Here is an 18,660-nt window from a genome sequence, read left to right as displayed (position 1 = left end):
AAGGAGCCGATGATGCTGGACGAACCCAAATTATTCTTCAATCTGGTCACGCGTGATGCGCTTCTGATAGCCGATGGACAAGCGCATCTGCTTGAGGGGCCATTCTCGTCGCGAGAAGATGCAGAACGTGCCAGCGAGCAGTTCATCGAACACCTGGCGCAGAATTCTGCCGGTGATGCCGGTCGTGAGGACAATCCACGAGCCGAGGATCGCGAACGCGCCTTGCATCACTGAATCGTTTGCGTTGACCGGAGCCCGACCGAGACTGATCGTCCCCATTTCTTCCCAATAAGGCCCGGCGGCCAGCGCGATCGGCTCACCCCAAGTCCATCGATGCCGACACCACGAAATCCGGCAACCAGGCCTTCACCTTCATCGGCACGAGCGTTACCTGCTTCTATGAGGTGCGGGGGCGGTGGCTGGGTCGCCGCGCCGGGTCCAGCCACAGCTATGAGAATGAGTCGCTCGGCGCGAGCCTGGCAAAGAGCACGGCCAGCAGCATCAACGCCGCAGCAAGCAGCGGCAGGATGGCAAAGCCGGCCAGCGCATAGGTCTGGCCGAAGCTGACGGTGCCGGCAAAAAGCGCGAGATAGGTAACGCCGCTGTTCAAGCCCATGATCGCGCCGCGGCGGCTGGGATCCAGTGCGGTCAGCCGCATGATCAGCACATTCAGGCCGAAATGATTGGCAAGGCCCCAGAAGAAGACCACGACGAGCATTCCCACATAGGAACCGCTCCCCGCCGCCATGGCGAGATAGACGCCGCCCACGATCAGGAAGATGAGCGGCAACAGCCTCTTCGCACCGAAGCGATCGATCAGGCGATCGAGGAAAGCCGCACCACCAAAGCCGAGACCATAGGAGGCCGCGACGAGGCCATTGGCGCTGAGCGGCAGTCCGAGTGCGCTGTGCAAATGGTCGCCGACATAGGCATAGACGCCGTAGAAGGATGCCATGAAGGCCGCGCAGGCGGCGAGGAGTGGCACGACACCGCTTATGCCGAGCGCGGCCAGCGGCGAAGTCGCCGGGCCTCTAACCTCTTCCCGCACCGACTTGAAGCGAATGGCAATGAAGGCAAGGATCGCCGTGGCCGCGACCACGATGTAGACGGTGCGCCAGCCAGCAAAATCGGCGATGGTCGCCGACAGCGGAACACCGGCCACCATGCTCAGCGTCCAGCCGGTCAGCACGACGCCGATCGTCTCGCTCTCGCGTCCGGGCGGCGCAACCACCGCGGCCAGCGTGTAGATCGCGGGCAGCGCAATGCCGGCCGCAATGCCGACAAGAAGCTGGGCCGTGACCAGTATCGAAAGTGCCGGTGCCAGAGCACTGGCGCCAAGCCCTGCGGTGAAGATGAGCAGCGCGGCTGCCAGCATGCGGCGCGCGCCGTGGCGGTCGATCAGACGCCCGAGAAAGATCGCACTCGCCGCCGTGCCGAGGCCGAAGGCTGCCGATGCCGTCATCACGGCGGGCACGTCTGTGCCGAGGCTCTGGGCCACTTCCGGCGCGATCGGACCGAGCGCCAGCGAGTTCGAACCGATCACGCCTATGCACGCCGTCAGCACGAAGGCGAAGGGCGGGATGCGTGTCCGGCCTACGGTCTGGTGGGAAATGGATTGATCAGAGTTCGTCATTAGCGCATAATTGCAGAATGAAATTCGGCAACAAGAGGAAATGTCGATATGGATCAAAATACAGATGACATTCGGCGGCGGCGGGTGCCGGAGCGCGAAATCGACGCGATGGACCGAAAGATATTAGGTGTTCTCGTCGAGGATGCCTTGATCAGCTACGCCGACCTCGGTGATCGTGTCGGCCTTTCGCCGCCAGCGGCGCATGAGCGGGTCAAGCGGCTGAAGCGTTCCGGCGTGATCCGGAGCGTGTCGGCGATGATCGATCCCGTAGCGGTAGGCAAGACCCTGCTCGCCTTCGTCCATGTCGACACGACCGGCTGGGGCAAGACGCAGGCGCTGCTGGCGATCGAGGAGCATCCCGAGGTCGAGGAGATCCATTCGGTGGCCGGCGACACCTGCATGCTGCTCAAGGTGCGTACCGACAGCACGCATTCGCTTGAAGGCCTGTTGGCGCGCCTCTACGACACGCCCGGCGTCAAGGCGACGCGGAGCTATGTTGTGCTCTCCACCTATATCGAACGGCCGGTGCAGCCGGGCATCACCAGCGACTGGCCGCCGATCGTGAAGCCTGATGACGACGACAGCATATTCGCCGGCAATCGACGTTGATGATACTTGGCGGCCCGGCGCAGCCTTTACGGCAAAGAGCAACCCGGTCGGTCGAGATCGTCGATCTAAGCGGCGCGTCAGACGTTCGTCCACCGCCGCTCGTGCGAGAGCAGCCAGCGCTTACGCTCGATCCCGCCGCCATAGCCGGTCAGGGCGCCATTGCTGCCGACGAGGCGATGACACGGCACGACAAGGCTGATCGGGTTCAGCGCATTGGCCGCTCCCACGGCACGGGCCGCATTCGGCCGTCCAAGTAGGGCTGCCATCTGCCCGTAGGTCCTGACCTCGCCAGGCGGGATTCTGCGAAGCGCGCCCCACGCCTGCCGCTGGAAATCCGTGCCGCCGCCATCGACGGCAAGTGCATCGATGGCATGGATATCACCATCGAAATAGGTGCGGATGGTAGCCACGATCTCATGCAGGTCGTCCACTGCTTCGAGCCTGATATCGGCGCCGTATCGCGCCCGCAGCATCGGCATCAGCCGATGCTCGACGTCGCCGAATTCCATGGCAAGCAGCCTGGCGCCATCGGCCACGATGTGGATCGGACCGATGGCATGATCTTGCTCGATCGTTTGGAAATGCAGCAGCACCAGCGCAGCCTAAAACGCCAGCGACTGCTGTACCGGCTTTGGCGGCGTGACGTCCACGCCTTCCATTTCCAGCATGCGGCGCTTGGTGTCCGAGCCGCCGGGGGCCGAGAAGCCGCCGATCTTCTTGCCTGCGGCTAGCACGCGGTGGCACGGCACGATCAGGGGGATCGGGTTGTTGGCCATGGCCTGGCCGACGTCGCGTGCAGCCTCCGGCCCGGCACCGAGCTGCTTGGCCACCGCCCCATAGGTCGTCGCTTCGCCCCAACCCAGCCGGCGAACCGCATCATAGACCTTGGCGAAGAACGCATCCTGCGGCCCGAGATCGAGGCGGACATGCGAGAAGTCGATCTCTTCCCCTGCAAAATAGCGCCGGGCGTCGGCAATCGTATTCTGCACGTCGGCCGGCGGCTCCGCGCGCGTGATCTCGGGCATGCGGCGCAGCATCGAGCGCTCCGCGCTGGCCTCGCTCGATGTCGGCAGGGTGAAACGGACGATGCCCGCCTCGTTCCATGCGATGCCGCACCAGCCGGCGGCGGTCTCGAAAATCTGGTAATTTCGGTTCGACCGGCTCATGGCTCGAATCCTTCCGTTCGTTCCCCCTCAAGATCGTGCTTGGCGCGCTGACCTTCAACCCGATTCTTGGGAAAGGCATCTCGTCAGAATAATGTTCCTGTTTTGTTCTTGACGCAATCGAAAATCTGGATAGCTTGACGGAACACCGTCCAGAAGAGGGAGCGCTCGCATGTCCAATGATCAAATAGGTTTCGATCTCGGCAGCCCGGCAAAACCGCAGGCGTCACGCAAATGGGCTGACCGTTCCGGTGGCGAAGATCTCTTCATCGCCGCCCGGCCGGACCGTACCACTGCGGCGGCTGCCCAAGCCATTGCGCGCGACTACCGTGACCTCTATCGCATCGACCGCCAGCCCCTGTCCGACCGGCGCCTCTACATCAGCCTGATTGGCCTGGACCATGCTCCGGTCCTCGAGCAGAGCCTGATCTACGATGCCAGGGCGGCGATTTATGGCGTGTGTTTCGAGCCGTTCGAAATCAAGTTCGATAGTGTCGTGAGTCTGCGGAGCCGCTCAAGTCGTCCCATCGCGCTTGCCGCGACCGAACCCAATCCAGCGCTTCGTTCCGTGGTTTTGGGTTTGGCCGACAGGCTCGACGGGCTGGGCGCCTTGCCGCACGGGTTTCAGGAGGACTTCCTCGTCCACATGACGCTGATCCATTACGACAAGCCGGTCATGCCCGAGCATCTGTCGAGGCCGATCAACTGGACGGTCGATCGACTTTGGCTCGTCCGAAGCCTGGTGGGGCAGGGGAGCCATGAATTCCTGTGGCCGCAGGAAAAGCTGCCTGACGCTTAGAGCTCTCGATGCGCGTGGCGGATACCGCGAAGGGAGACGTTCACGTTCCGTCGCCCGCCCGCCGTGCCTCATCCTTCAGGACCTGCTGAATATCGACGATGGCGCTGCCGGGCTCGTAGTTGCCGCCGTCCCAGACCACCTTGTTCCGGCCTGCGGCCTTGGCGTCATAGAGTGCCCGGTCGGCGCGCTTGATGGCCGGCTTCGCCGACTCTTCGTCGTCGGCGACGGCGGCGACACCGAAGCTCGCGGTGATCTGCCGGTCGATATTGATGTGGCGCCAGTCCCGCGCGGCGAAGCGGCCCCGCAGCGTTTGGGCCAGGATGCCGGCTTCGGCGAGGCTGGCATGCGGCAGAAACGCTACGAATTCCTCGCCGCCGAAACGGGCCGAAATCGTTTGGATCGGCAAGCCGTGCCGCAGGGCCTGGGCAAGCGCCTGGATGACGCGGTCGCCGGTTGCGTGACCGAACTGGTCGTTGACCTGCTTGAAATGGTCGATGTCGCAGGTCACCACAGCGCCGGCGACCTTTCCGCCCTGGCTGAGATCGGCGACCGCCCGGTCGAAACCGCGGCGATTGAGCAGGCCTGTCAGCGGATCGCGCTCGGCCGCATCGCGCAACTGCCGGATCACGCGATCGGCAAGTGCTGCGGCAATCGAGAGCACATAGACGAGGCCGATCAGCGTCGTGGTGATCTGCATCGCCTGGGCGTAGGAGGACTGGGTGAATTCTTCCAGCCGATCCGTCGAATTGGCAAAATAGACGAAGGCGAGGACGCGGACCAGCGTATCGATCACCACCACGCTGCCGGTCATGACGACCGCGCGGTCGGCGGGCGTGCGGGCATGGTGCATCACCCGCACCAGCGCAAAGCCAAGCAGGCATGAGGTGGCGATGTCGTTGAGAAGCAGTTCGAGATGCAGGCTCTCGAGCTTCAGCACGACATAGAAATTCATGATCAGATAGATGGCTGCAAAGGCCACCCGCTCGCGCCGATAGAGCGGGAACGAAAAATGCGTGAGGAACGCTTCGGCATGGAAAAGGAAGCCGGCGACGAAGAAGAAGTCGCTCATGAGCGCGGCGAGATGCACCGGCAAAGGCGTGGCCGGAGTCGCGAAGCCCGCCGCACAAAATGCGAAGCCCACGCCCCAGGCGAAGGCAGCCGGCACGTTGAAGCGCGAAATCATCAGGAGGGCGGCGGCGCAAATGGCCATGGTGGCCGGCAGCAGCAGCGCAAGGGCAGTCGAAGCCATAATAGGTCCTATGGCCGCGCAGATGGAGGCGGCGCCGGGCAAGGTAGGCGGGGATGCTTAACAATCACTAAATCCAGGCCCTGACACGGCAATGCGATAGTGCCGGATCAGCGCTTTTCCAGCCGCCCGATTGTGCTATGGACGGGCAGGCGCATGAGGCATGGCAATGACGGCGAAGATCTACGGTATCAGGAACTGCGACACGATGAAAAAGGCCTTCGACTGGCTGAAGGCGAACGATGTCACCTACGATTTCCACGACTATCGCGCCGAAGGGATCGATGCCGCCGTCGTCCGGGATTGGTGCAACCGCGTGGGCTGGGAAAAGGTGCTCAACAAGGCGAGTACCACCTTCAAGGAACTGCCCGATGCCGACAAGGCGGACCTCGACGAAGAACGGGCGATCACCCTGATGACCCGCGAGCCGACCATGATCAAGCGCCCGGTCCTGGTCCTGGGCGACACAGTAATGAACGGCTTCAAGCCGGCGGTATATGCAGAGATCTTCCAGAAGAGCTGACCATGTCCAAATCCACGCGCGCCACCCTGGCGCTCGCCGCCGCTGGTGCGAAATTCGATGTCATCGCCTATGACTATGATCCCGATGCCGACCGCATCGGCATGCAGGCGGCCGAGTCGCTCGGCGTATCGCCGTCGATCGTGCTGAAGACCCTGATGGCCGAGGTCGATGGCAAGCCGGTTTGCGTCGTGCTTCCGTCCGACAGGGAGGTGAGCATGAAAAAGCTCGCCGCTGCCTTCAAGGGCAAGTCGGCCAACATGATGAAGCCGCCGATGGCGGAAAAAGTGACTGGATATGTCGTGGGCGGCATTTCGCCCTTCGGCCAGAAGAAGTCGGTGCCCACCGTGTTCGAGATCGAAGCCATGGCGCACGATCTCGTTTACATGAATGGTGGGCAGCGTGGGCTGCAGGTCAGGCTCGCGCCCGCCGATGCGGTTGCCGCGGCGAAGGCTATCACCGCGGCGATCGTCGCTTGACGGTCTAGCTGGCGCTCTCGGCGGTGCTCGGAGCGTCGGTCTTGGGACCACCCTTGGACACGCCGACCATGGCGGGCCGGAGCACGCGGTCGCCGATCACATAGCCGTCCTGCACCACCTGGATGACGGTGTTGTTCGGCAGGTCGGTATTGGGCACTTCGAACATCGCCTGGTGGAAGTGAGGATCAAACTTCTGGCCGGCTGGCTCGATCTTCTTGACGCCGTGGCGCTCCAGCGCCGAAAGCATGGAACGTTCCGTCATTTCCACCCCCTCGACCAGTGCCATCAGGCCGATCTCGGCGGCAGCGCGCGCTTCGGCCGGCACCGCATCCAGTGCGCGACGAAGATTGTCGGATACCGAAAGCATGTCACGGGCAAAGCCTGCTGCCGCATAGGTCTTGGCGTCCTTGATCTCGCGCTCGGTGCGGCGGCGGAGATTGTCCATCTCGGCGGCGAGCCTGAGATACTTGTCCTTGAGGTCGGCATGTTCGACCTTGAGTATCTCAAAGGGATCAAACGCGGCCTCCGCCTCGGGCGCGGCAACAGGCGTTTCGACAGCGGCCTGCTCGGCTGCCATGGCGTCCTTCACTTCCGTCTCGTAGGCGTTCTTGTTGTCGTCCGTCATCACGGTCTCCGCAACTCATAATCTTCCAGGGATTTGGTGCGGATATCGAGGTTTGGAGCGAAAAAATCAAGGCTTGTCGCGAAGAAACACGCTTCCGCAGGGCAGGGCGCGCATTTCAGGTGCCGTGAAGGTCACCCGGAAAACTTCGACATCAGCTGCGCGGTGTAATCCACCATCGGCACGACGCGCGAATAATTCAGCCGGGTCGGACCGATCACGCCGACGGCGCCGATGATCCGGTTTTCGGCATTGCGGTAGGGTGCCACGATCAGCGACGAGCCGGACATGGAAAAAAGCGTATTCTCCGAGCCGATGAAGATCCTGACGCCCTGGCCGCCTTCCGCAAGGCTGAGGATGTCGGAGAGCGACTCCTTCTTTTCGAGATCGTCGAACAGCAGGCGCAGCCGCTCGATATCTTCGGTGCCCTCGACGCCCTCGAGCAGATTGGCGCGACCGCGAACGATGAGTTGGGCCGAGCGGCCGTCGCCGGCGTCACCCGACCACATGGCGAGGCCGCGCTCGACGAGGTCGCTGGAGAGCTGATCGAGTTCAGCACGGATCGTATCGGTGAGCTTGTCGATCCGGGTGCGGGCCTCGGCAAGCGACAGACCTGACAGATGGGCATTGAGGAAGTTCGCGGCCGCCGTGAGTTGCGATGATGTGATGCCGACCGGCAGCGAGATGATGCGGTTCTCGACTTCATCCAGGCCGCCGACCAGCACGGCAAGCGCCTTTTCCGGCGAGAGCCTGATGAACTCGACATGCTTGACCAGCGTGTCGCTCTTGGCAGTGATGACGAGGCCCGCGCCGCGCGAGACGGAGGACAGCATCTGGCTCGCCTCGTTCCACGCACTTTCGACCGGCATATTGCGGTTGCTGGGCCTCAGCTGCCGTTCGATGTCCAGCCGTTCCTTCTCCGAGAGATCGCCGACCTGCATGAAGGCGTCGACGAAGAACCTGAGGCCGAGCTGTGTCGGCAGCCGCCCGGCGGATGTATGCGGCGAATAGATGAGCCCGAGCTCCTCGAGGTCGCTCATTACATTGCGAATGGAGGCAGGTGACAGCGACATGGGCAGCAGCCGCGACAGCGAGCGTGATCCGAGCGGCTCGCCGCTTGCGAGATAGCTGTCGACGATCCGCCGGAAAATCTCACCAGACCGTTCGTCGAGACCCTTCATACGCGTTACCCACTGATGCATATCTTGGAATATAGGGGTTTGCGGCGCCTTCGCAAAGGAAAATGCTAGCTCCGGCACACGGGAACGCTTGCGGCAACAGAACCGGTTCCATTTCGGTGAGAAAGTCTCTAAGACGCTCGCATATTCATGAAGGAGTTCGAGCATGCGGCCATCGGGGCGGAAGACAGATCAAATGCGCAAGGTGAGCTTCGAGCGGGGCTTCTCCAAGCATGCCGAGGGCTCCTGTCTCGTCCGTTTCGGCGATACCCACGTGCTTTGCACCGCAAGCGTCGAGGAAAAGCCGCCAGCATGGCTGCGCAACTCCGGCAAGGGTTGGGTGACGGCCGAATATGGCATGCTGCCGCGCTCGACCGGCGACCGCATGCGCCGTGAGGCCACGCAGGGCAAGCAGGGCGGACGCACCCAGGAGATCCAGCGCCTGATCGGTCGCTCGCTGCGCGCCGTCGTCAGCCTCGAATCGCTCTCCGAACGCCAGATCACCGTCGATTGCGACGTCATCCAGGCCGATGGCGGTACGCGCACGGCCTCGATCACCGGCGGCTGGATCGCGCTCTATGATTGCCTGAAATGGATGGAAGGCCGCAACATGGTCAAGCTCGACAAGGTTCTGAAGGACCATGTCGCCGCCATTTCCTGCGGCATCTTTGCCAACCAGCCGGTGCTCGACCTCGATTATCTCGAGGATTCCTCTGCCGAAACCGACGCCAATTTCGTGATGACCGGCAAGGGCGGCATCGTCGAAATCCAGGGCACGGCAGAAGGTGCGCCCTTCAGCGAAGAAGAACTGCTGACGCTCATGGGCCTCGCCAAGAAGGGCGTGTCCGAGCTGGTCGAACTGCAGAAGCAGGCGATCGCCTGACGCAACGATGACGAAGCCGCCATCCCAGGTCCTGGAAACCGCGCTCTACGCCGGTGATCTCGACGCCGCCGAGGCCTTCTATGGCGGCGTGTTGGGACTGGAAAAGATCACGCGCGCCGGTATCAGGCATGTCTTCTATCGGTGCGGGCCGGGCGTGCTCTTGATCTTCAACCCTGACGAAACAGAGGCCCACTATAAGGTCGGTCAGCTGCCGGTACCGCCGCATGGCGCGCGAGGGCCGGGCCATCTCTGCTTCCGGGCAGAGGCCACTGAGCTGGACGAGTGGCGGGCAAGGCTGGAGAGAGCTGGCGTCGCTATCGAATCCGACATGGAATGGCCGCAGGGTGGACGCTCGATCTATTTCCGCGATCCCTCGGGCAATTCGCTCGAATTCACTGAAGCCCGCATCTGGGGTATCGAATAGGAAAGACGAATGCGCAAGCTCGATACCAAGACGATCGTCGTCGCCAGCCACAATGCCGGCAAGATCCGCGAAATCCGCGACTTGATCGGCCCGCTCGGCTTCGAAGCCAAGTCGGCTGCCGATCTCAAGTTCGACGAGCCCGACGAGACCGGCACGACCTATGAGGAGAATGCCAAGATCAAGGCGCTCGCCTCGGCCATGGCCTCGGGCCTGCCGGCTCTGTCGGACGATTCCGGCCTCGCCATCGATGCGCTGGACGGCGCGCCGGGCGTCTACACTGCCAACTGGGCCGAGCGCGAGGACGGCAGCCGCGATTTCGGCATGGCCATGGAAAAGGTGGAGAAGGCGCTTCACGAGAAGGGTGCCAAGACCCCCGAAAGCCGCACCGGCCGCTTCGTCAGCGTGCTCTGCCTCGCCTGGCCGGATGGTCATACGGAGCTGTTCCGCGGCGAGGTCGAGGGCCATATCGTCTGGCCGCCGCGCGGCAATCTTGGCTTTGGCTATGACCCGGTTTTCCAGCCGACAGGTTTTGCCGAGACCTTTGGCGAAATGCCGGCCGAAGATAAGCATGGCTGGAAGCCTGGCGATGCAGACGCGCTCTCCCATCGCGCAAGGGCCTTCAAGCTCTTCGTCGAAACCTGCCTGGAAGGCTGATGATCACGGACGGCCCATTGCTTGCCGATACGGGCGAACCCGGCTTCGGCGTCTATGTCCACTGGCCGTTCTGCGCGGCCAAGTGCCCTTATTGTGACTTCAACAGCCATGTTCGCCACCAGCCTGTGGATCAGGATGCATTCGTCGCGGCCTTCCTGCGCGAGATGACGGCGATGCGCGCCATTACAGGCGTTCGCACGGTGACCTCGATCTTCATGGGCGGCGGCACGCCATCGCTGATGAAGCCGGAGACGGTGGAGGCGATCCTCAACGGGATCGCCCGCCACTGGCACGTGCCCTCGGGAATCGAGATCACGATGGAGGCCAATCCATCGAGCGTCGAGGCCGAACGGTTCAGGGGCTATCGTGCGGCGGGCGTCAATCGCGTCTCGCTTGGCGTCCAGGCGCTCAACGATCGCGACCTGAAATTCCTCGGCCGGCTGCATGATGTCGCCGATGCGCTCAGGGCGGTGAAGCTCGCGCGCGAAATCTTCCCGCGGATGAGTTTCGACCTGATCTATGCCCGCCCCGGCCAGACCGGCGAGGAATGGACGCGCGAGCTCCAGGAGGCGATCTCCTACGCCGTTGACCACCTCTCGCTCTACCAGCTGACGATCGAGGAGGGCACGCCCTTCTTCGGCCTGCACAAGGCCGGCAAGATCGTCATTCCCGATCAGGATCACGCCGCAGAACTCTATGAGATCACGCAAAGCTTCACCGCCGACGCCGGCATGCCGGCTTACGAGGTTTCCAACCACGCCCAGCCTGGCGCCGAAAGCCGTCACAATCTCACCTATTGGCGCTATGGCGACTATGTCGGCCTCGGCCCGGGTGCGCATGGACGCTTGACCGCGAATGGCCGGAAATATGCGACGGCAACGCACCGCACGCCGGAGGAATGGCTGAAGCTGGTCGGCGAACACGGTCACGGCATGGTCGTTCGGGATGCGCTGGAGACCGACGAACAGGCCGACGAGATGCTGCTGATGGGCCTGCGCCTTCGCGAAGGCCTCGACCTCGCCCGCTGGTCCGCGCTTTCAGGCCGCGAGCTCGACATCGACCGCGAGAACTTTCTCATTGGCCATGGCTTCATCGAGCGGCTCGGCAATTCGCGGCTTCGCTGCACGCCGCAGGGCATGCTCATCCTCGACGCGGTGGTGGCAGACCTCGCGGCATGATCCGGAAATAACGCAGCTGGAACAGCGTTCTGAGGAAAGTCTACCAATTCAGTCGATTTCTTCGCTCGGCGCGGGGACGCCACTTGACCTCCGCGCAAGCTTGATCAATAAATCTATACATTAGGTAGCGCCAGGACGATCCGCTCTCCGCGTTCAGAACCTGATTCTTGACTCTCGGAATATCATGGCGACGATTCATTTCGATGAACCGAGCCCGTCCGTGAAGCGGAGCAAACGATCCCGCTTTACGGTCGAGTGGCCCACCCTCCTGCTTGCTCTTTTCATCTATGCCGGCTGGCTCCTTCTTACCTACTTCTGGCAGTCGGTCCCCTTAGTCCTGCTTCTCCTTGTCGGCGGCTGGCTTGTCGCCTGGCATGGATCCCTGCAGCACGAGGTCTTGCATGGCCATCCGACCCGCTTCCGGCGGGTCAATGATGCGATCGGCTCGCTGCCGATCGGTCTTTGGCTTCCATACCCGCTCTACAAACGGGCGCATCTCAAGCACCACAACGACGAATGGCTGACGGACCCGATCGAGGATCCCGAATCCTATTATCTCACGGGGCCGACCTGGCAGAGGCTCGGCGGCTTCGGCCGGCTCATCACCCAGCTTAACAATACGCTGGTCGGCCGGCTGCTCTTCGGCCCGATCATCGCTTTCGTCGCACTGTGGAGCCATGAGGCCATGGCGATCGCCCGTGGCGATCTCAGGCATGTCCCGACCTGGCTCCTGCATTTTGCCGGCGTTGCTGTCGTGCTCTACTGGGTGCTGGCGGTGGCAGGGATGCCGTTCTGGATCTACCTGGTGGCCTTCGTCTATGCTGGCCTGTCCTTCTCGCGGCTGCGCTCCTTCGCCGAGCACAATTATGCCGAGACCAAGGAGGAGCGGACGGCGATCGTGGAGAATTCGCCGGCCTTCGGCCTGCTGTTCCTCTACAACAACCTGCACATCGTCCACCACAACAGGCCGGCGATTCCCTGGTACAAGATCCCAGCGCTCTATCGCGAGAACCGTGAGGCCTATATCCGGCTGAATGGCGGATTGGTCTATAACGGCTATTGGGAGGTGGCGAAGCGCTACCTTTTCCGGCAGCATCACAGCCCGATCCATCCCTGGCATCCGGAAACCGAGGACGGACGCGAGCCCGCGACCACGGTCAGGGCAGATCAGGCGACTTTCGGGTAACCAAGCTTCCGCGCTTCGTCGCGGAAGCCTTCGAGCTCGGCATATTCGGCATCGGAGAACACTTCGATGCCGGTTAGGCCGAGTGTATCCAGCGCTTCGGCATTGGCCGGATCGGCGATCACTTCGGCCAGTGCTTGCTGCAGGGCGGCGACGTCGGCATCGCTGGAAGCAAGCCTTGTGATGTAGGGCAAACCCGGCCCCATCGGCGTTTCCCCGATGATCTTGATGCCGGCGACCATCTCCGGCGCATGCCGCTCATGCAGGCCCCAGGTGATGCTGTCGATCGCTGCCGTATCGGCGCGGCCCTCGCGGATCGCGGCAATCGACATCATATGGCCGCCCGTTACGATGACATCGGCGAAGAAGCGTCCGTCCCTGGCATGGGGCGCTACGGCGATCCTGAGCAGGTTCATGCCGGAATTCGAAAGCCAGTCATTGATCGCCGCCCGCTTGCCGACGAGATCGGCGATTGAGCGGGCCGTGTCATCCTCCCGCACGACAATGAAGCTGGCGCGCCGCGCACCCCTGCCGCCGGAATAGCGAAAGACGGGGGTGGCGACGAGTCGCACCCGGCCCTTGAGTTCCTGGACGTAAGGATAACCGCAGGTCTGGCCGAAGACGAGATCGGGCCGCAGCCAATAGCTGTCGTGGCCGCCGCTGCGATCGAGCGCATCGGGAACGTCGAGGCCGCGCACTCTGAGACGATCGCGGAGTGCCGCCCAGAGCGCATTGTTGGCGTTCTGGACCACATCCGGTCGGTCATACATTAGAAGGCTTGCGACCAACATTTTCCCTACTCGATGATAAGCCGCCTCAGAAGCTCGATCTCGTGGCCGAGCTTCTGGTCGTTGGAGATCAGTTCTTCGATCTTGCGGACCGCATGCAGCACCGTCGTGTGATCGCGCCCGCCGAAGCGCCGGCCGATCTCCGGAAAGGAGCGCGGCGTCATGGTCTTGGCAAGATACATTGCAATCTGGCGCGGCTTGACGATGACACGCGTGCGCCGGTTCGAGACAAGTTCCTGCCGCGAGACATTGTAGTGCCGGGCGACGATGCGCTGGATGTCCTCGATCCTGACGCGCTTGGGTTCGCCGGCGCCCACGAGATGGGCGAGCAGTTCATCCACGCGCTCGAGCGTCAGCGTCGGCTCGAAGGAGAGCCTGAAGATCAGCTGGTTGAAGGCACCTTCGAGTTCGCGGCCGGAGGCCGTGATCGAGTTCGCCACATGCTCGAGGATCTCTTCCGGAATTTGGATATTGGGATCCTCTTCCCGTGCCTGGGCGAGGCGAAGCTTGAGCATTTCGAGGCGCATCGCGTAGTCGGGCGCTTCCATCTCGATATTGACGCCGCCCTGCAGACGCGAGCGAACGCGGGTGTCGAGCGATTCCAGCTCCCACGGCGCGCGGTCCGCCGCCACCACGACCTGCTTGGCGCTGTCGAGCAGCATGTTGAGCAGATGGCAAAACTCGTTCTGGATCATCTTACCCTGCAGGAACTGCATGTCGTCGATAACAAGGATGTCGATGTTGCGCAGCGATTCCTTGAGCGTCAGCGCGTCATTGTCGCGGATCGCGGTTGCGAAGCGCCACATGAAATATTCGGCGGTCAGATAGACCACGCGCGGATTGCGCGGATTGGCGAGTGCCGCCGCGGCAACGGCCTGCAGCAGGTGAGTCTTGCCAAGACCGACGCTCGAATGGATGAAGAGCGGATTGAAGCGTACCGCACCGGAACCGGACTCGGCGATCGTCTTCGCGGCGGCCAAGGCGACGCGGTTGGACGAACCTTCGACAAAGCTGTCGAACGTATATTTGCTGTCGAGCGGCGAACCAAAAAGCGGGGACTGGGAGACGGTCCTCGGCGCGTCCTTGGCATGGCTGTTCGGCGCGGTGAAAAACGGCGTCATCGGCTTACGGGCCGGTGTCGCGACCTGCACTTCGGGAACAGCAGGGGCAGCTTCTTCGGACACCCCCGGCCGGCCATTGGCCCGCGTGGCGCTGCGCACCACTATCTCGATCTTGAGAATGCCCGGCTCATCTTCCTGCAGGAGCGCCGTCATCAAGTCGAGATAGCGATTGTTGATCCAGGATTTCAGGAATGTGGTGGGTACAGTGAAGCGCGCGACGCTCTTCGAAGCCGAGTGAAGCTTGAGCCGGCCGAACCAGCTTGCATAGACCTCGGGTCCGACCTTGGCCTTGAGTTTCGCGCTAAAGCGCTCGAACAAGGCCTCCTGCCGCATGCCTGCATCCCCCTCACCATTTTCGGAAATTTTCTTTATGGACATAGGCGCACTTTCCGCGGGGGAAAATACGCTCTTTTGTGCAATATTGATATGCATGTCGCCGCCTTCTGCATGTCGTTTTGACGGGGTCAGAACCCCGATCGCATCTTTGTTGGGACTGCCTCCGCGTGACGCTTCATCCCCATGGAGCGAAATGCAGACCTCGTGGCTTTTCCCGGGTCATCTTATCCATTCGTGTTCTCGGACCATCAGCGGTCCGGCATCCCCATCCTGTCTCCTTTCTCGCATCCTGGACCGAATTCGCGTAGTCAAAGACTTCCCGCCGGGAAACAAATATGTTTCTCGGTGTGTTCGCGAATGCCCGCCGGTCAAGGATTGCTCGGAACTAAAATCCGTTTTGCTTGAGGAGCGCGGACCCATCCTGACCGGCCGTGCAAGGCTAGCGTTGGAAGGATTTCCGGGCTCTTCATGGACTTCATTTAGGCAAGTTCAGGACCTCAAATCAACCGGGATTTTTACCGTGCATTAAGAGAAAGGCATTGACATTCCGATGCTGTTTCTGAAGGCCGCGACCCTCCAAAAAGAATCGCAAATGAATCAAAGAGATTCTTTTTTTGGTGCTGCCAAACGGCCGAATCTGCGGAAAAATAAAAAATTCGCTTGACCGCCAAATGTGACGAACTTCCGCAAGGGAAGGTTGACCGTTTTGTGACAACCTCAGGGAAGTTGTTGAAAAAGCACAAGAAAAACTGTCACACCAAATACTAGGAAAAGCTGCACTGCAGCACGAATTCGTGCGGTAGTTTAGCAAACGCTAAAAGCCCGGCCAACGGCCAGGCTTCGATTATTTCCCTGAGGGAGGAAAAATTAGGCGCCGAGCGTCTTCACGCGATTGGCAAGACGGGACACCTTACGCGATGCCGTGTTGCGATGCATGACGCCCTTGGTGGCGGCGCGCTGCAATTCCGGCTGGGCGGCCTTGAGAGCGGCCTCTGCGGCAGCCTTGTCGCCAGAAGCGATTGCTTCCTCGACCTTGCGGACATAGGTACGGACGCGCGAACGGCGGTTCTTGTTGACTGCGGTGCGGCGAGCGATCTTGCGGGTCGCCTTCTTCGCCGAAGTAGTATTGGCCATTTCTGCCTCTCTCTAATCCAAATGCTCCAACGTGCCCCTGCGCCGCGGCCCCGGAGGGGCGGCCTCAATGCCAAGCAATGAGGGAGCATCAGGAGAAACCGTTTTGAAGCTTCTCAATCTGTGCGGCGGCGTATAGCTCCAAAGCCGGACGTCGTCAATGATCCCGTGGAAAAGAATCTGGTGAACGCCCAGATTGTCGGGTTCCGCTGGCGATCTCCTCAATTTTGGCAGCTCGGGCAATAGAACGTCGAGCGGCCCGATTGGACGATCCTGGCCACGGCAGTCTTGCAGCTGGGCGTCATGCAAGGCTGACCCTCGCGGTCGTAGACCCGGAACCGGTGTTGGAAGTAGCCCAGTGAGCCATCGGTCTGGATGTGATCGCGCAGCGTGGACCCGCCGGCCTCGATGGCCTCGGCGATCACGTCGCGGATCGCGCGGGTCAACGCGTCGAGCTGGCGGGAGGGCCGTCCGGTCTTGGTGACCAGGGTCGTGGCCAGCCGCTCCGGCCCTATGCCGGAACGATGGAGGGCCTCGCAGACATAGATGTTGCCAAGGCCGGCAATGACGCGCTGGTCGAGCAGGGCCGCCTTGACCGGGCTCTTCTTCCCCGCGAAGCGATCGGCGAGATAATCAGCCGAGAGCGTATTGCCCATGGGCTCCGGTCCCAGCGTGCTGAAGGCGGGATAACGGTCAAGGTCGCTGGTTGGCATCAGATCCATGAAACCGAATCGGCGCGGGTCGTTGTAGATGATGCGGACTTCGCCACCCTCGTCGTCGACCATGGTGAAGACGACGTGATCATGCGCCTGGTCCTTGGAGCGCGGGTGATGGAAGTCGGCCAGGGCGTCGGTCGTCTCTTCTATGCGGAACGACCCCGACATTCCGAGATGGGCGATGATCGAGAGATCGTTCTCGAGCCCGATCACCAGATACTTCGCCCGGCGGGAAAGATGGTGCACGCGGATACCCTCGACACGGGCGCGGAAATCGGTCGGCAGCGGGAAGCGCAGGTCCGCCCGGTTGAGCGTCAGCGTGCGGATGCGGCGGCCTTCCATATAGGGCGCGAGGCCGCGGCGCACGGTTTCCACTTCCGGCAATTCAGGCATCGGATCGTTCCAGTTGGATCGCCTCATATAGTGTGGCAGGCAGGGCCGCGTCCAGCGATGTAGCAACGGGCCGGATCGCTTGGCGCAATGCTGTCAGCATTTTTCTCAGTCCAATGTATCACTCGGAATTCGGCCATGCTATCAGTAACTTGCCTGCATTTCCGCGGGCGTCAGGGGTATAGAATGAAATTCAAAACTTTGATGGCGGCTGCAATCTTGCTGGCCGCGCAGATCATTGGTGCCGCGCCGGCTTTCGCTGCCGATGTGACCTTCATGATGCAGAACAACCATCCGAATGCCGTGGAGGTCGAGCTCCACAGCCAGGGCCGAAACCATGTGTGGCCGGGCAACGGCGAGGTCTACATCCTCGACGATGGCGAGGCCAAGCAGATGCCACTCTCCTGCGAGGAAGGTGAGCAGATTTGCTATGGCGCATGGATCCAGGGTGACCGCGGCACGTATTGGGGCGTAGGTCCCGGCGGCCGCGAAAGCTGCACCGATTGCTGCTACACTTGCACCGGTGGCGCGACCGAGACGATCAGTCTCGATCCGTGAGCTTGATCTTCCGGCAGGCGCGGTTCATATTTAGAATAATTCTAAAATCTGGACCGCGCCATGCTTGCCCGCCTTTTCCGTACCTCCAAGCGCCCGCTCGCCTCTCTTTCCGAGCAGGAGATCCTCGCACTCGCAATTTCCAATGAAGAGGATGATGGTCGCATCTACCTCAGCTATGCCGATCTGCTGCGCGACGCCTATCCCGCGTCCGCGCAGATCTTCGAGGACATGGCCGAAGAGGAGAGCCATCATCGCCAGATGCTCATCGAACTGCACAGGAATCGATTCGGCGAGCGCATCCCGCTGGTGAGGCGCGAACATATCAGGGAGTTTCCCGATCGAAAGGCGGATTGGCTGGTCCGATCGCTGCCGATCACGGAGATAAGGGATCAGGCGGAAGCCATGGAGCGGGCGGCGGGGGAATTCTATGCTCTAGCGGCCTCCCGCGTCTCCGATGCAGCAACGCGAAAGCTGCTTGGCGACCTCGCCCAGGCCGAGCGCGGCCATGAGGCGCTTGCGCGGCGGCTGGCGGCGACCCACACGCCGGACAGCGTACGTTCGGAAGAGGACGAGGCGTCCCGGCGCCAATTCGTGCTCACTTATGTCCAGCCAGGCCTTGCCGGTCTCATGGATGGGTCCGTATCGACACTGGCACCGATCTTCGCCGCGGCCTTTGCGACCGGCGACACGACGCAGACCTTTCTGGTCGGTCTGTCCGCCTCGGTTGGCGCAGGCATATCGATGGGCTTCACCGAAGCGGCGCATGATGACGGCAAGATATCGGGCCGCGGGTCACCCATCAAGCGCGGCTTGGCCTCGGGCACCATGACCGCGGTCGGTGGCCTGGGCCATGCGCTGCCCTATCTGATACCGGATTTCACACTGGCGACAGCCATCGCCATTGCCGTGGTGTTCGTGGAGCTTTGGGCGATCGCGTTTATTCAGAACCGCTTCATGGAGACGCCGTTCTTCAAGGCGACACTACAAGTCGTGCTCGGCGGCGCTTTGGTGCTCGCCGCCGGCATCCTCATTGGCAATGCGTGAGGAAT

Annotated in this window: 22 protein-coding genes; 12 read left to right on the top strand and 10 right to left on the bottom strand. The window is 62.0% G+C overall.

The features are described from left to right. Window positions 1–12 precede the first annotated feature (12 nt). Complete coding sequence (locus AC2YI2_RS04045; protein WP_487385130.1) at window positions 13–234, top strand: hypothetical protein; 222 nt, start codon at window positions 13–15, stop codon at window positions 232–234. A 214-nt stretch (window positions 235–448) separates the two neighbouring features. Here the strand turns inward: AC2YI2_RS04045 and AC2YI2_RS04040 are convergent, their stop codons facing one another. Then, the gene (locus AC2YI2_RS04040) at window positions 449–1,633 is read right to left on the bottom strand and encodes an MFS transporter (protein ID WP_487385129.1); all 1,185 of its coding nucleotides are present in this window, start codon (window positions 1,631–1,633) and stop codon (window positions 449–451) included. Window positions 1,634–1,681: 48 nt separating this feature from the next. On the opposite strand from AC2YI2_RS04040, the gene AC2YI2_RS04035 reads away from it, so the two are divergent. After that, window positions 1,682–2,242, top strand: coding sequence for an Lrp/AsnC family transcriptional regulator (locus AC2YI2_RS04035; RefSeq protein ID WP_487385128.1), 561 nt, complete (start codon window positions 1,682–1,684; stop codon window positions 2,240–2,242). Between the two features lie 77 nt (window positions 2,243–2,319). Here AC2YI2_RS04035 and AC2YI2_RS04030 read toward each other — a convergent pair whose 3' ends face one another. Together AC2YI2_RS04030 and AC2YI2_RS04025 are read right to left on the bottom strand one after the other, a co-directional pair. Next, window positions 2,320–2,835 (bottom strand): methylated-DNA--[protein]-cysteine S-methyltransferase, encoded by a 516-nt coding sequence (locus AC2YI2_RS04030; RefSeq protein ID WP_487385127.1) that lies wholly within the window; start codon window positions 2,833–2,835, stop codon window positions 2,320–2,322. Window positions 2,836–2,844: 9 nt separating this feature from the next. Beyond that, complete coding sequence (locus AC2YI2_RS04025) at window positions 2,845–3,408, bottom strand: methylated-DNA--[protein]-cysteine S-methyltransferase (protein ID WP_487385126.1); 564 nt, start codon at window positions 3,406–3,408, stop codon at window positions 2,845–2,847. Window positions 3,409–3,577: 169 nt separating this feature from the next. On the opposite strand from AC2YI2_RS04025, the gene AC2YI2_RS04020 reads away from it, so the two are divergent. Then, window positions 3,578–4,204 carry a 2'-5' RNA ligase family protein gene (locus AC2YI2_RS04020; protein ID WP_487385125.1) on the top strand — a complete coding sequence of 209 codons (627 nt, stop codon included), beginning with the start codon at window positions 3,578–3,580 and terminating at the stop codon, window positions 4,202–4,204. 40 nt (window positions 4,205–4,244) lie between these two features. On the opposite strand, the gene AC2YI2_RS04015 is transcribed toward AC2YI2_RS04020, so the two are convergent. After that, window positions 4,245–5,453, bottom strand: a complete 1,209-nt coding sequence (locus AC2YI2_RS04015; protein WP_487385124.1) for a GGDEF domain-containing protein — start codon at window positions 5,451–5,453, stop codon at window positions 4,245–4,247. A 166-nt stretch (window positions 5,454–5,619) separates the two neighbouring features. Between AC2YI2_RS04015 and AC2YI2_RS04010 the strand changes: the two genes are divergently transcribed. Together AC2YI2_RS04010 and ybaK are read left to right on the top strand one after the other, a co-directional pair. Next, window positions 5,620–5,973: an arsenate reductase gene (locus AC2YI2_RS04010; protein WP_487385123.1), complete on the top strand. Its 354-nt coding sequence runs from the start codon at window positions 5,620–5,622 to the stop codon at window positions 5,971–5,973. 2 nt (window positions 5,974–5,975) lie between these two features. Further along, entirely contained in the window at window positions 5,976–6,449 is a 474-nt protein-coding gene (gene ybaK, locus AC2YI2_RS04005) for a Cys-tRNA(Pro) deacylase (protein ID WP_487385122.1), read from the top strand. A 4-nt stretch (window positions 6,450–6,453) separates the two neighbouring features. On the opposite strand, the gene grpE is transcribed toward ybaK, so the two are convergent. Both grpE and hrcA read right to left on the bottom strand, forming a co-directional pair. Next, window positions 6,454–7,074, bottom strand: a complete 621-nt coding sequence (gene grpE / locus AC2YI2_RS04000; RefSeq protein ID WP_487385121.1) for a nucleotide exchange factor GrpE — start codon at window positions 7,072–7,074, stop codon at window positions 6,454–6,456. A gap of 131 nt (window positions 7,075–7,205) precedes the next feature. Then, complete coding sequence (hrcA, locus tag AC2YI2_RS03995; protein ID WP_487385120.1) at window positions 7,206–8,252, bottom strand: heat-inducible transcriptional repressor HrcA; 1,047 nt, start codon at window positions 8,250–8,252, stop codon at window positions 7,206–7,208. Window positions 8,253–8,415: 163 nt separating this feature from the next. On the opposite strand from hrcA, the gene rph reads away from it, so the two are divergent. The 5 genes from rph to AC2YI2_RS03970 all read left to right on the top strand — a co-directional run bounded on the left by rph (window position 8,416) and on the right by AC2YI2_RS03970 (window position 12,574). After that, on the top strand, window positions 8,416–9,132 hold the full coding sequence (gene rph, locus AC2YI2_RS03990; protein ID WP_487385119.1) for a ribonuclease PH: 717 nt from the start codon (window positions 8,416–8,418) through the stop codon (window positions 9,130–9,132). Window positions 9,133–9,139: 7 nt separating this feature from the next. Beyond that, entirely contained in the window at window positions 9,140–9,556 is a 417-nt protein-coding gene (locus AC2YI2_RS03985; RefSeq protein WP_487385118.1) for a VOC family protein, read from the top strand. Between the two features lie 9 nt (window positions 9,557–9,565). Continuing rightward, window positions 9,566–10,210, top strand: a complete 645-nt coding sequence (locus tag AC2YI2_RS03980; RefSeq protein WP_487385117.1) for a non-canonical purine NTP pyrophosphatase — start codon at window positions 9,566–9,568, stop codon at window positions 10,208–10,210. Further along, on the top strand, window positions 10,210–11,388 hold the full coding sequence (hemW, locus tag AC2YI2_RS03975; RefSeq protein WP_487385116.1) for a radical SAM family heme chaperone HemW: 1,179 nt from the start codon (window positions 10,210–10,212) through the stop codon (window positions 11,386–11,388). The genes AC2YI2_RS03980 and hemW overlap by 1 nt, the downstream gene beginning before the upstream one ends. A 184-nt stretch (window positions 11,389–11,572) precedes the next feature. Beyond that, complete coding sequence (locus AC2YI2_RS03970) at window positions 11,573–12,574, top strand: fatty acid desaturase (protein ID WP_487385115.1); 1,002 nt, start codon at window positions 11,573–11,575, stop codon at window positions 12,572–12,574. Here AC2YI2_RS03970 and AC2YI2_RS03965 read toward each other — a convergent pair. From AC2YI2_RS03965 to mutM, 4 genes are all read right to left on the bottom strand, one after another. Continuing rightward, on the bottom strand, window positions 12,556–13,362 hold the full coding sequence (locus AC2YI2_RS03965; protein ID WP_487385114.1) for a phosphate/phosphite/phosphonate ABC transporter substrate-binding protein: 807 nt from the start codon (window positions 13,360–13,362) through the stop codon (window positions 12,556–12,558). The genes AC2YI2_RS03970 and AC2YI2_RS03965 overlap by 19 nt on opposite strands. Before the next feature lie 5 nt (window positions 13,363–13,367). Then, on the bottom strand, window positions 13,368–14,858 hold the full coding sequence (gene dnaA / locus AC2YI2_RS03960) for a chromosomal replication initiator protein DnaA (protein WP_487385113.1): 1,491 nt from the start codon (window positions 14,856–14,858) through the stop codon (window positions 13,368–13,370). An 825-nt stretch (window positions 14,859–15,683) separates the two neighbouring features. Continuing rightward, entirely contained in the window at window positions 15,684–15,950 is a 267-nt protein-coding gene (gene rpsT, locus AC2YI2_RS03955; protein ID WP_487385112.1) for a 30S ribosomal protein S20, read from the bottom strand. Between the two features lie 218 nt (window positions 15,951–16,168). Continuing rightward, on the bottom strand, window positions 16,169–17,056 hold the full coding sequence (gene mutM / locus AC2YI2_RS03950; protein ID WP_487385111.1) for a bifunctional DNA-formamidopyrimidine glycosylase/DNA-(apurinic or apyrimidinic site) lyase: 888 nt from the start codon (window positions 17,054–17,056) through the stop codon (window positions 16,169–16,171). A gap of 183 nt (window positions 17,057–17,239) precedes the next feature. On the opposite strand from mutM, the gene AC2YI2_RS03945 reads away from it, so the two are divergent. Both AC2YI2_RS03945 and mbfA read left to right on the top strand, forming a co-directional pair. Next, the gene (locus AC2YI2_RS03945) at window positions 17,240–17,611 is read left to right on the top strand and encodes a hypothetical protein (protein WP_487385110.1); all 372 of its coding nucleotides are present in this window, start codon (window positions 17,240–17,242) and stop codon (window positions 17,609–17,611) included. 60 nt (window positions 17,612–17,671) lie between these two features. Beyond that, window positions 17,672–18,655: an iron exporter MbfA gene (gene mbfA / locus AC2YI2_RS03940; RefSeq protein WP_487385109.1), complete on the top strand. Its 984-nt coding sequence runs from the start codon at window positions 17,672–17,674 to the stop codon at window positions 18,653–18,655. The last annotated feature ends 5 nt before the right edge of the window (window positions 18,656–18,660 follow it).

Source organism: Rhizobium sp. SRI_017, from assembly GCF_057586295.1.
Note: the sequence above shows the minus strand (reverse complement) of the source record. Positions and strands in the feature narration are given on the sequence as shown.

Excerpts from the sequence above, each read along its gene's own strand:
- AC2YI2_RS04045 (WP_487385130.1), top strand. The coding sequence starts at position 13 with ATGCTGGACGAACCCAAATTATTCTTCAATCTGGTCACGCGTGATGCG.
- AC2YI2_RS04040 (WP_487385129.1), bottom strand. The coding sequence starts at position 1,633 with ATGACGAACTCTGATCAATCCATTTCCCACCAGACCGTAGGCCGGACA.
- AC2YI2_RS04035 (WP_487385128.1), top strand. The coding sequence starts at position 1,682 with ATGGATCAAAATACAGATGACATTCGGCGGCGGCGGGTGCCGGAGCGC.
- AC2YI2_RS04025 (WP_487385126.1), bottom strand. The coding sequence starts at position 3,408 with ATGAGCCGGTCGAACCGAAATTACCAGATTTTCGAGACCGCCGCCGGC.
- AC2YI2_RS04020 (WP_487385125.1), top strand. The coding sequence starts at position 3,578 with ATGTCCAATGATCAAATAGGTTTCGATCTCGGCAGCCCGGCAAAACCG.
- AC2YI2_RS04015 (WP_487385124.1), bottom strand. The coding sequence starts at position 5,453 with ATGGCTTCGACTGCCCTTGCGCTGCTGCTGCCGGCCACCATGGCCATT.
- AC2YI2_RS04010 (WP_487385123.1), top strand. The coding sequence starts at position 5,620 with ATGACGGCGAAGATCTACGGTATCAGGAACTGCGACACGATGAAAAAG.
- ybaK (WP_487385122.1), top strand. The coding sequence starts at position 5,976 with ATGTCCAAATCCACGCGCGCCACCCTGGCGCTCGCCGCCGCTGGTGCG.
- grpE (WP_487385121.1), bottom strand. The coding sequence starts at position 7,074 with ATGACGGACGACAACAAGAACGCCTACGAGACGGAAGTGAAGGACGCC.
- hrcA (WP_487385120.1), bottom strand. The coding sequence starts at position 8,252 with ATGAAGGGTCTCGACGAACGGTCTGGTGAGATTTTCCGGCGGATCGTC.
- rph (WP_487385119.1), top strand. The coding sequence starts at position 8,416 with ATGCGGCCATCGGGGCGGAAGACAGATCAAATGCGCAAGGTGAGCTTC.
- AC2YI2_RS03985 (WP_487385118.1), top strand. The coding sequence starts at position 9,140 with ATGACGAAGCCGCCATCCCAGGTCCTGGAAACCGCGCTCTACGCCGGT.
- AC2YI2_RS03980 (WP_487385117.1), top strand. The coding sequence starts at position 9,566 with ATGCGCAAGCTCGATACCAAGACGATCGTCGTCGCCAGCCACAATGCC.
- hemW (WP_487385116.1), top strand. The coding sequence starts at position 10,210 with ATGATCACGGACGGCCCATTGCTTGCCGATACGGGCGAACCCGGCTTC.
- AC2YI2_RS03970 (WP_487385115.1), top strand. The coding sequence starts at position 11,573 with ATGGCGACGATTCATTTCGATGAACCGAGCCCGTCCGTGAAGCGGAGC.
- AC2YI2_RS03965 (WP_487385114.1), bottom strand. The coding sequence starts at position 13,362 with ATGTTGGTCGCAAGCCTTCTAATGTATGACCGACCGGATGTGGTCCAG.
- dnaA (WP_487385113.1), bottom strand. The coding sequence starts at position 14,858 with ATGTCCATAAAGAAAATTTCCGAAAATGGTGAGGGGGATGCAGGCATG.
- rpsT (WP_487385112.1), bottom strand. The coding sequence starts at position 15,950 with ATGGCCAATACTACTTCGGCGAAGAAGGCGACCCGCAAGATCGCTCGC.
- mutM (WP_487385111.1), bottom strand. The coding sequence starts at position 17,056 with ATGCCTGAATTGCCGGAAGTGGAAACCGTGCGCCGCGGCCTCGCGCCC.
- AC2YI2_RS03945 (WP_487385110.1), top strand. The coding sequence starts at position 17,240 with ATGAAATTCAAAACTTTGATGGCGGCTGCAATCTTGCTGGCCGCGCAG.
- mbfA (WP_487385109.1), top strand. The coding sequence starts at position 17,672 with ATGCTTGCCCGCCTTTTCCGTACCTCCAAGCGCCCGCTCGCCTCTCTT.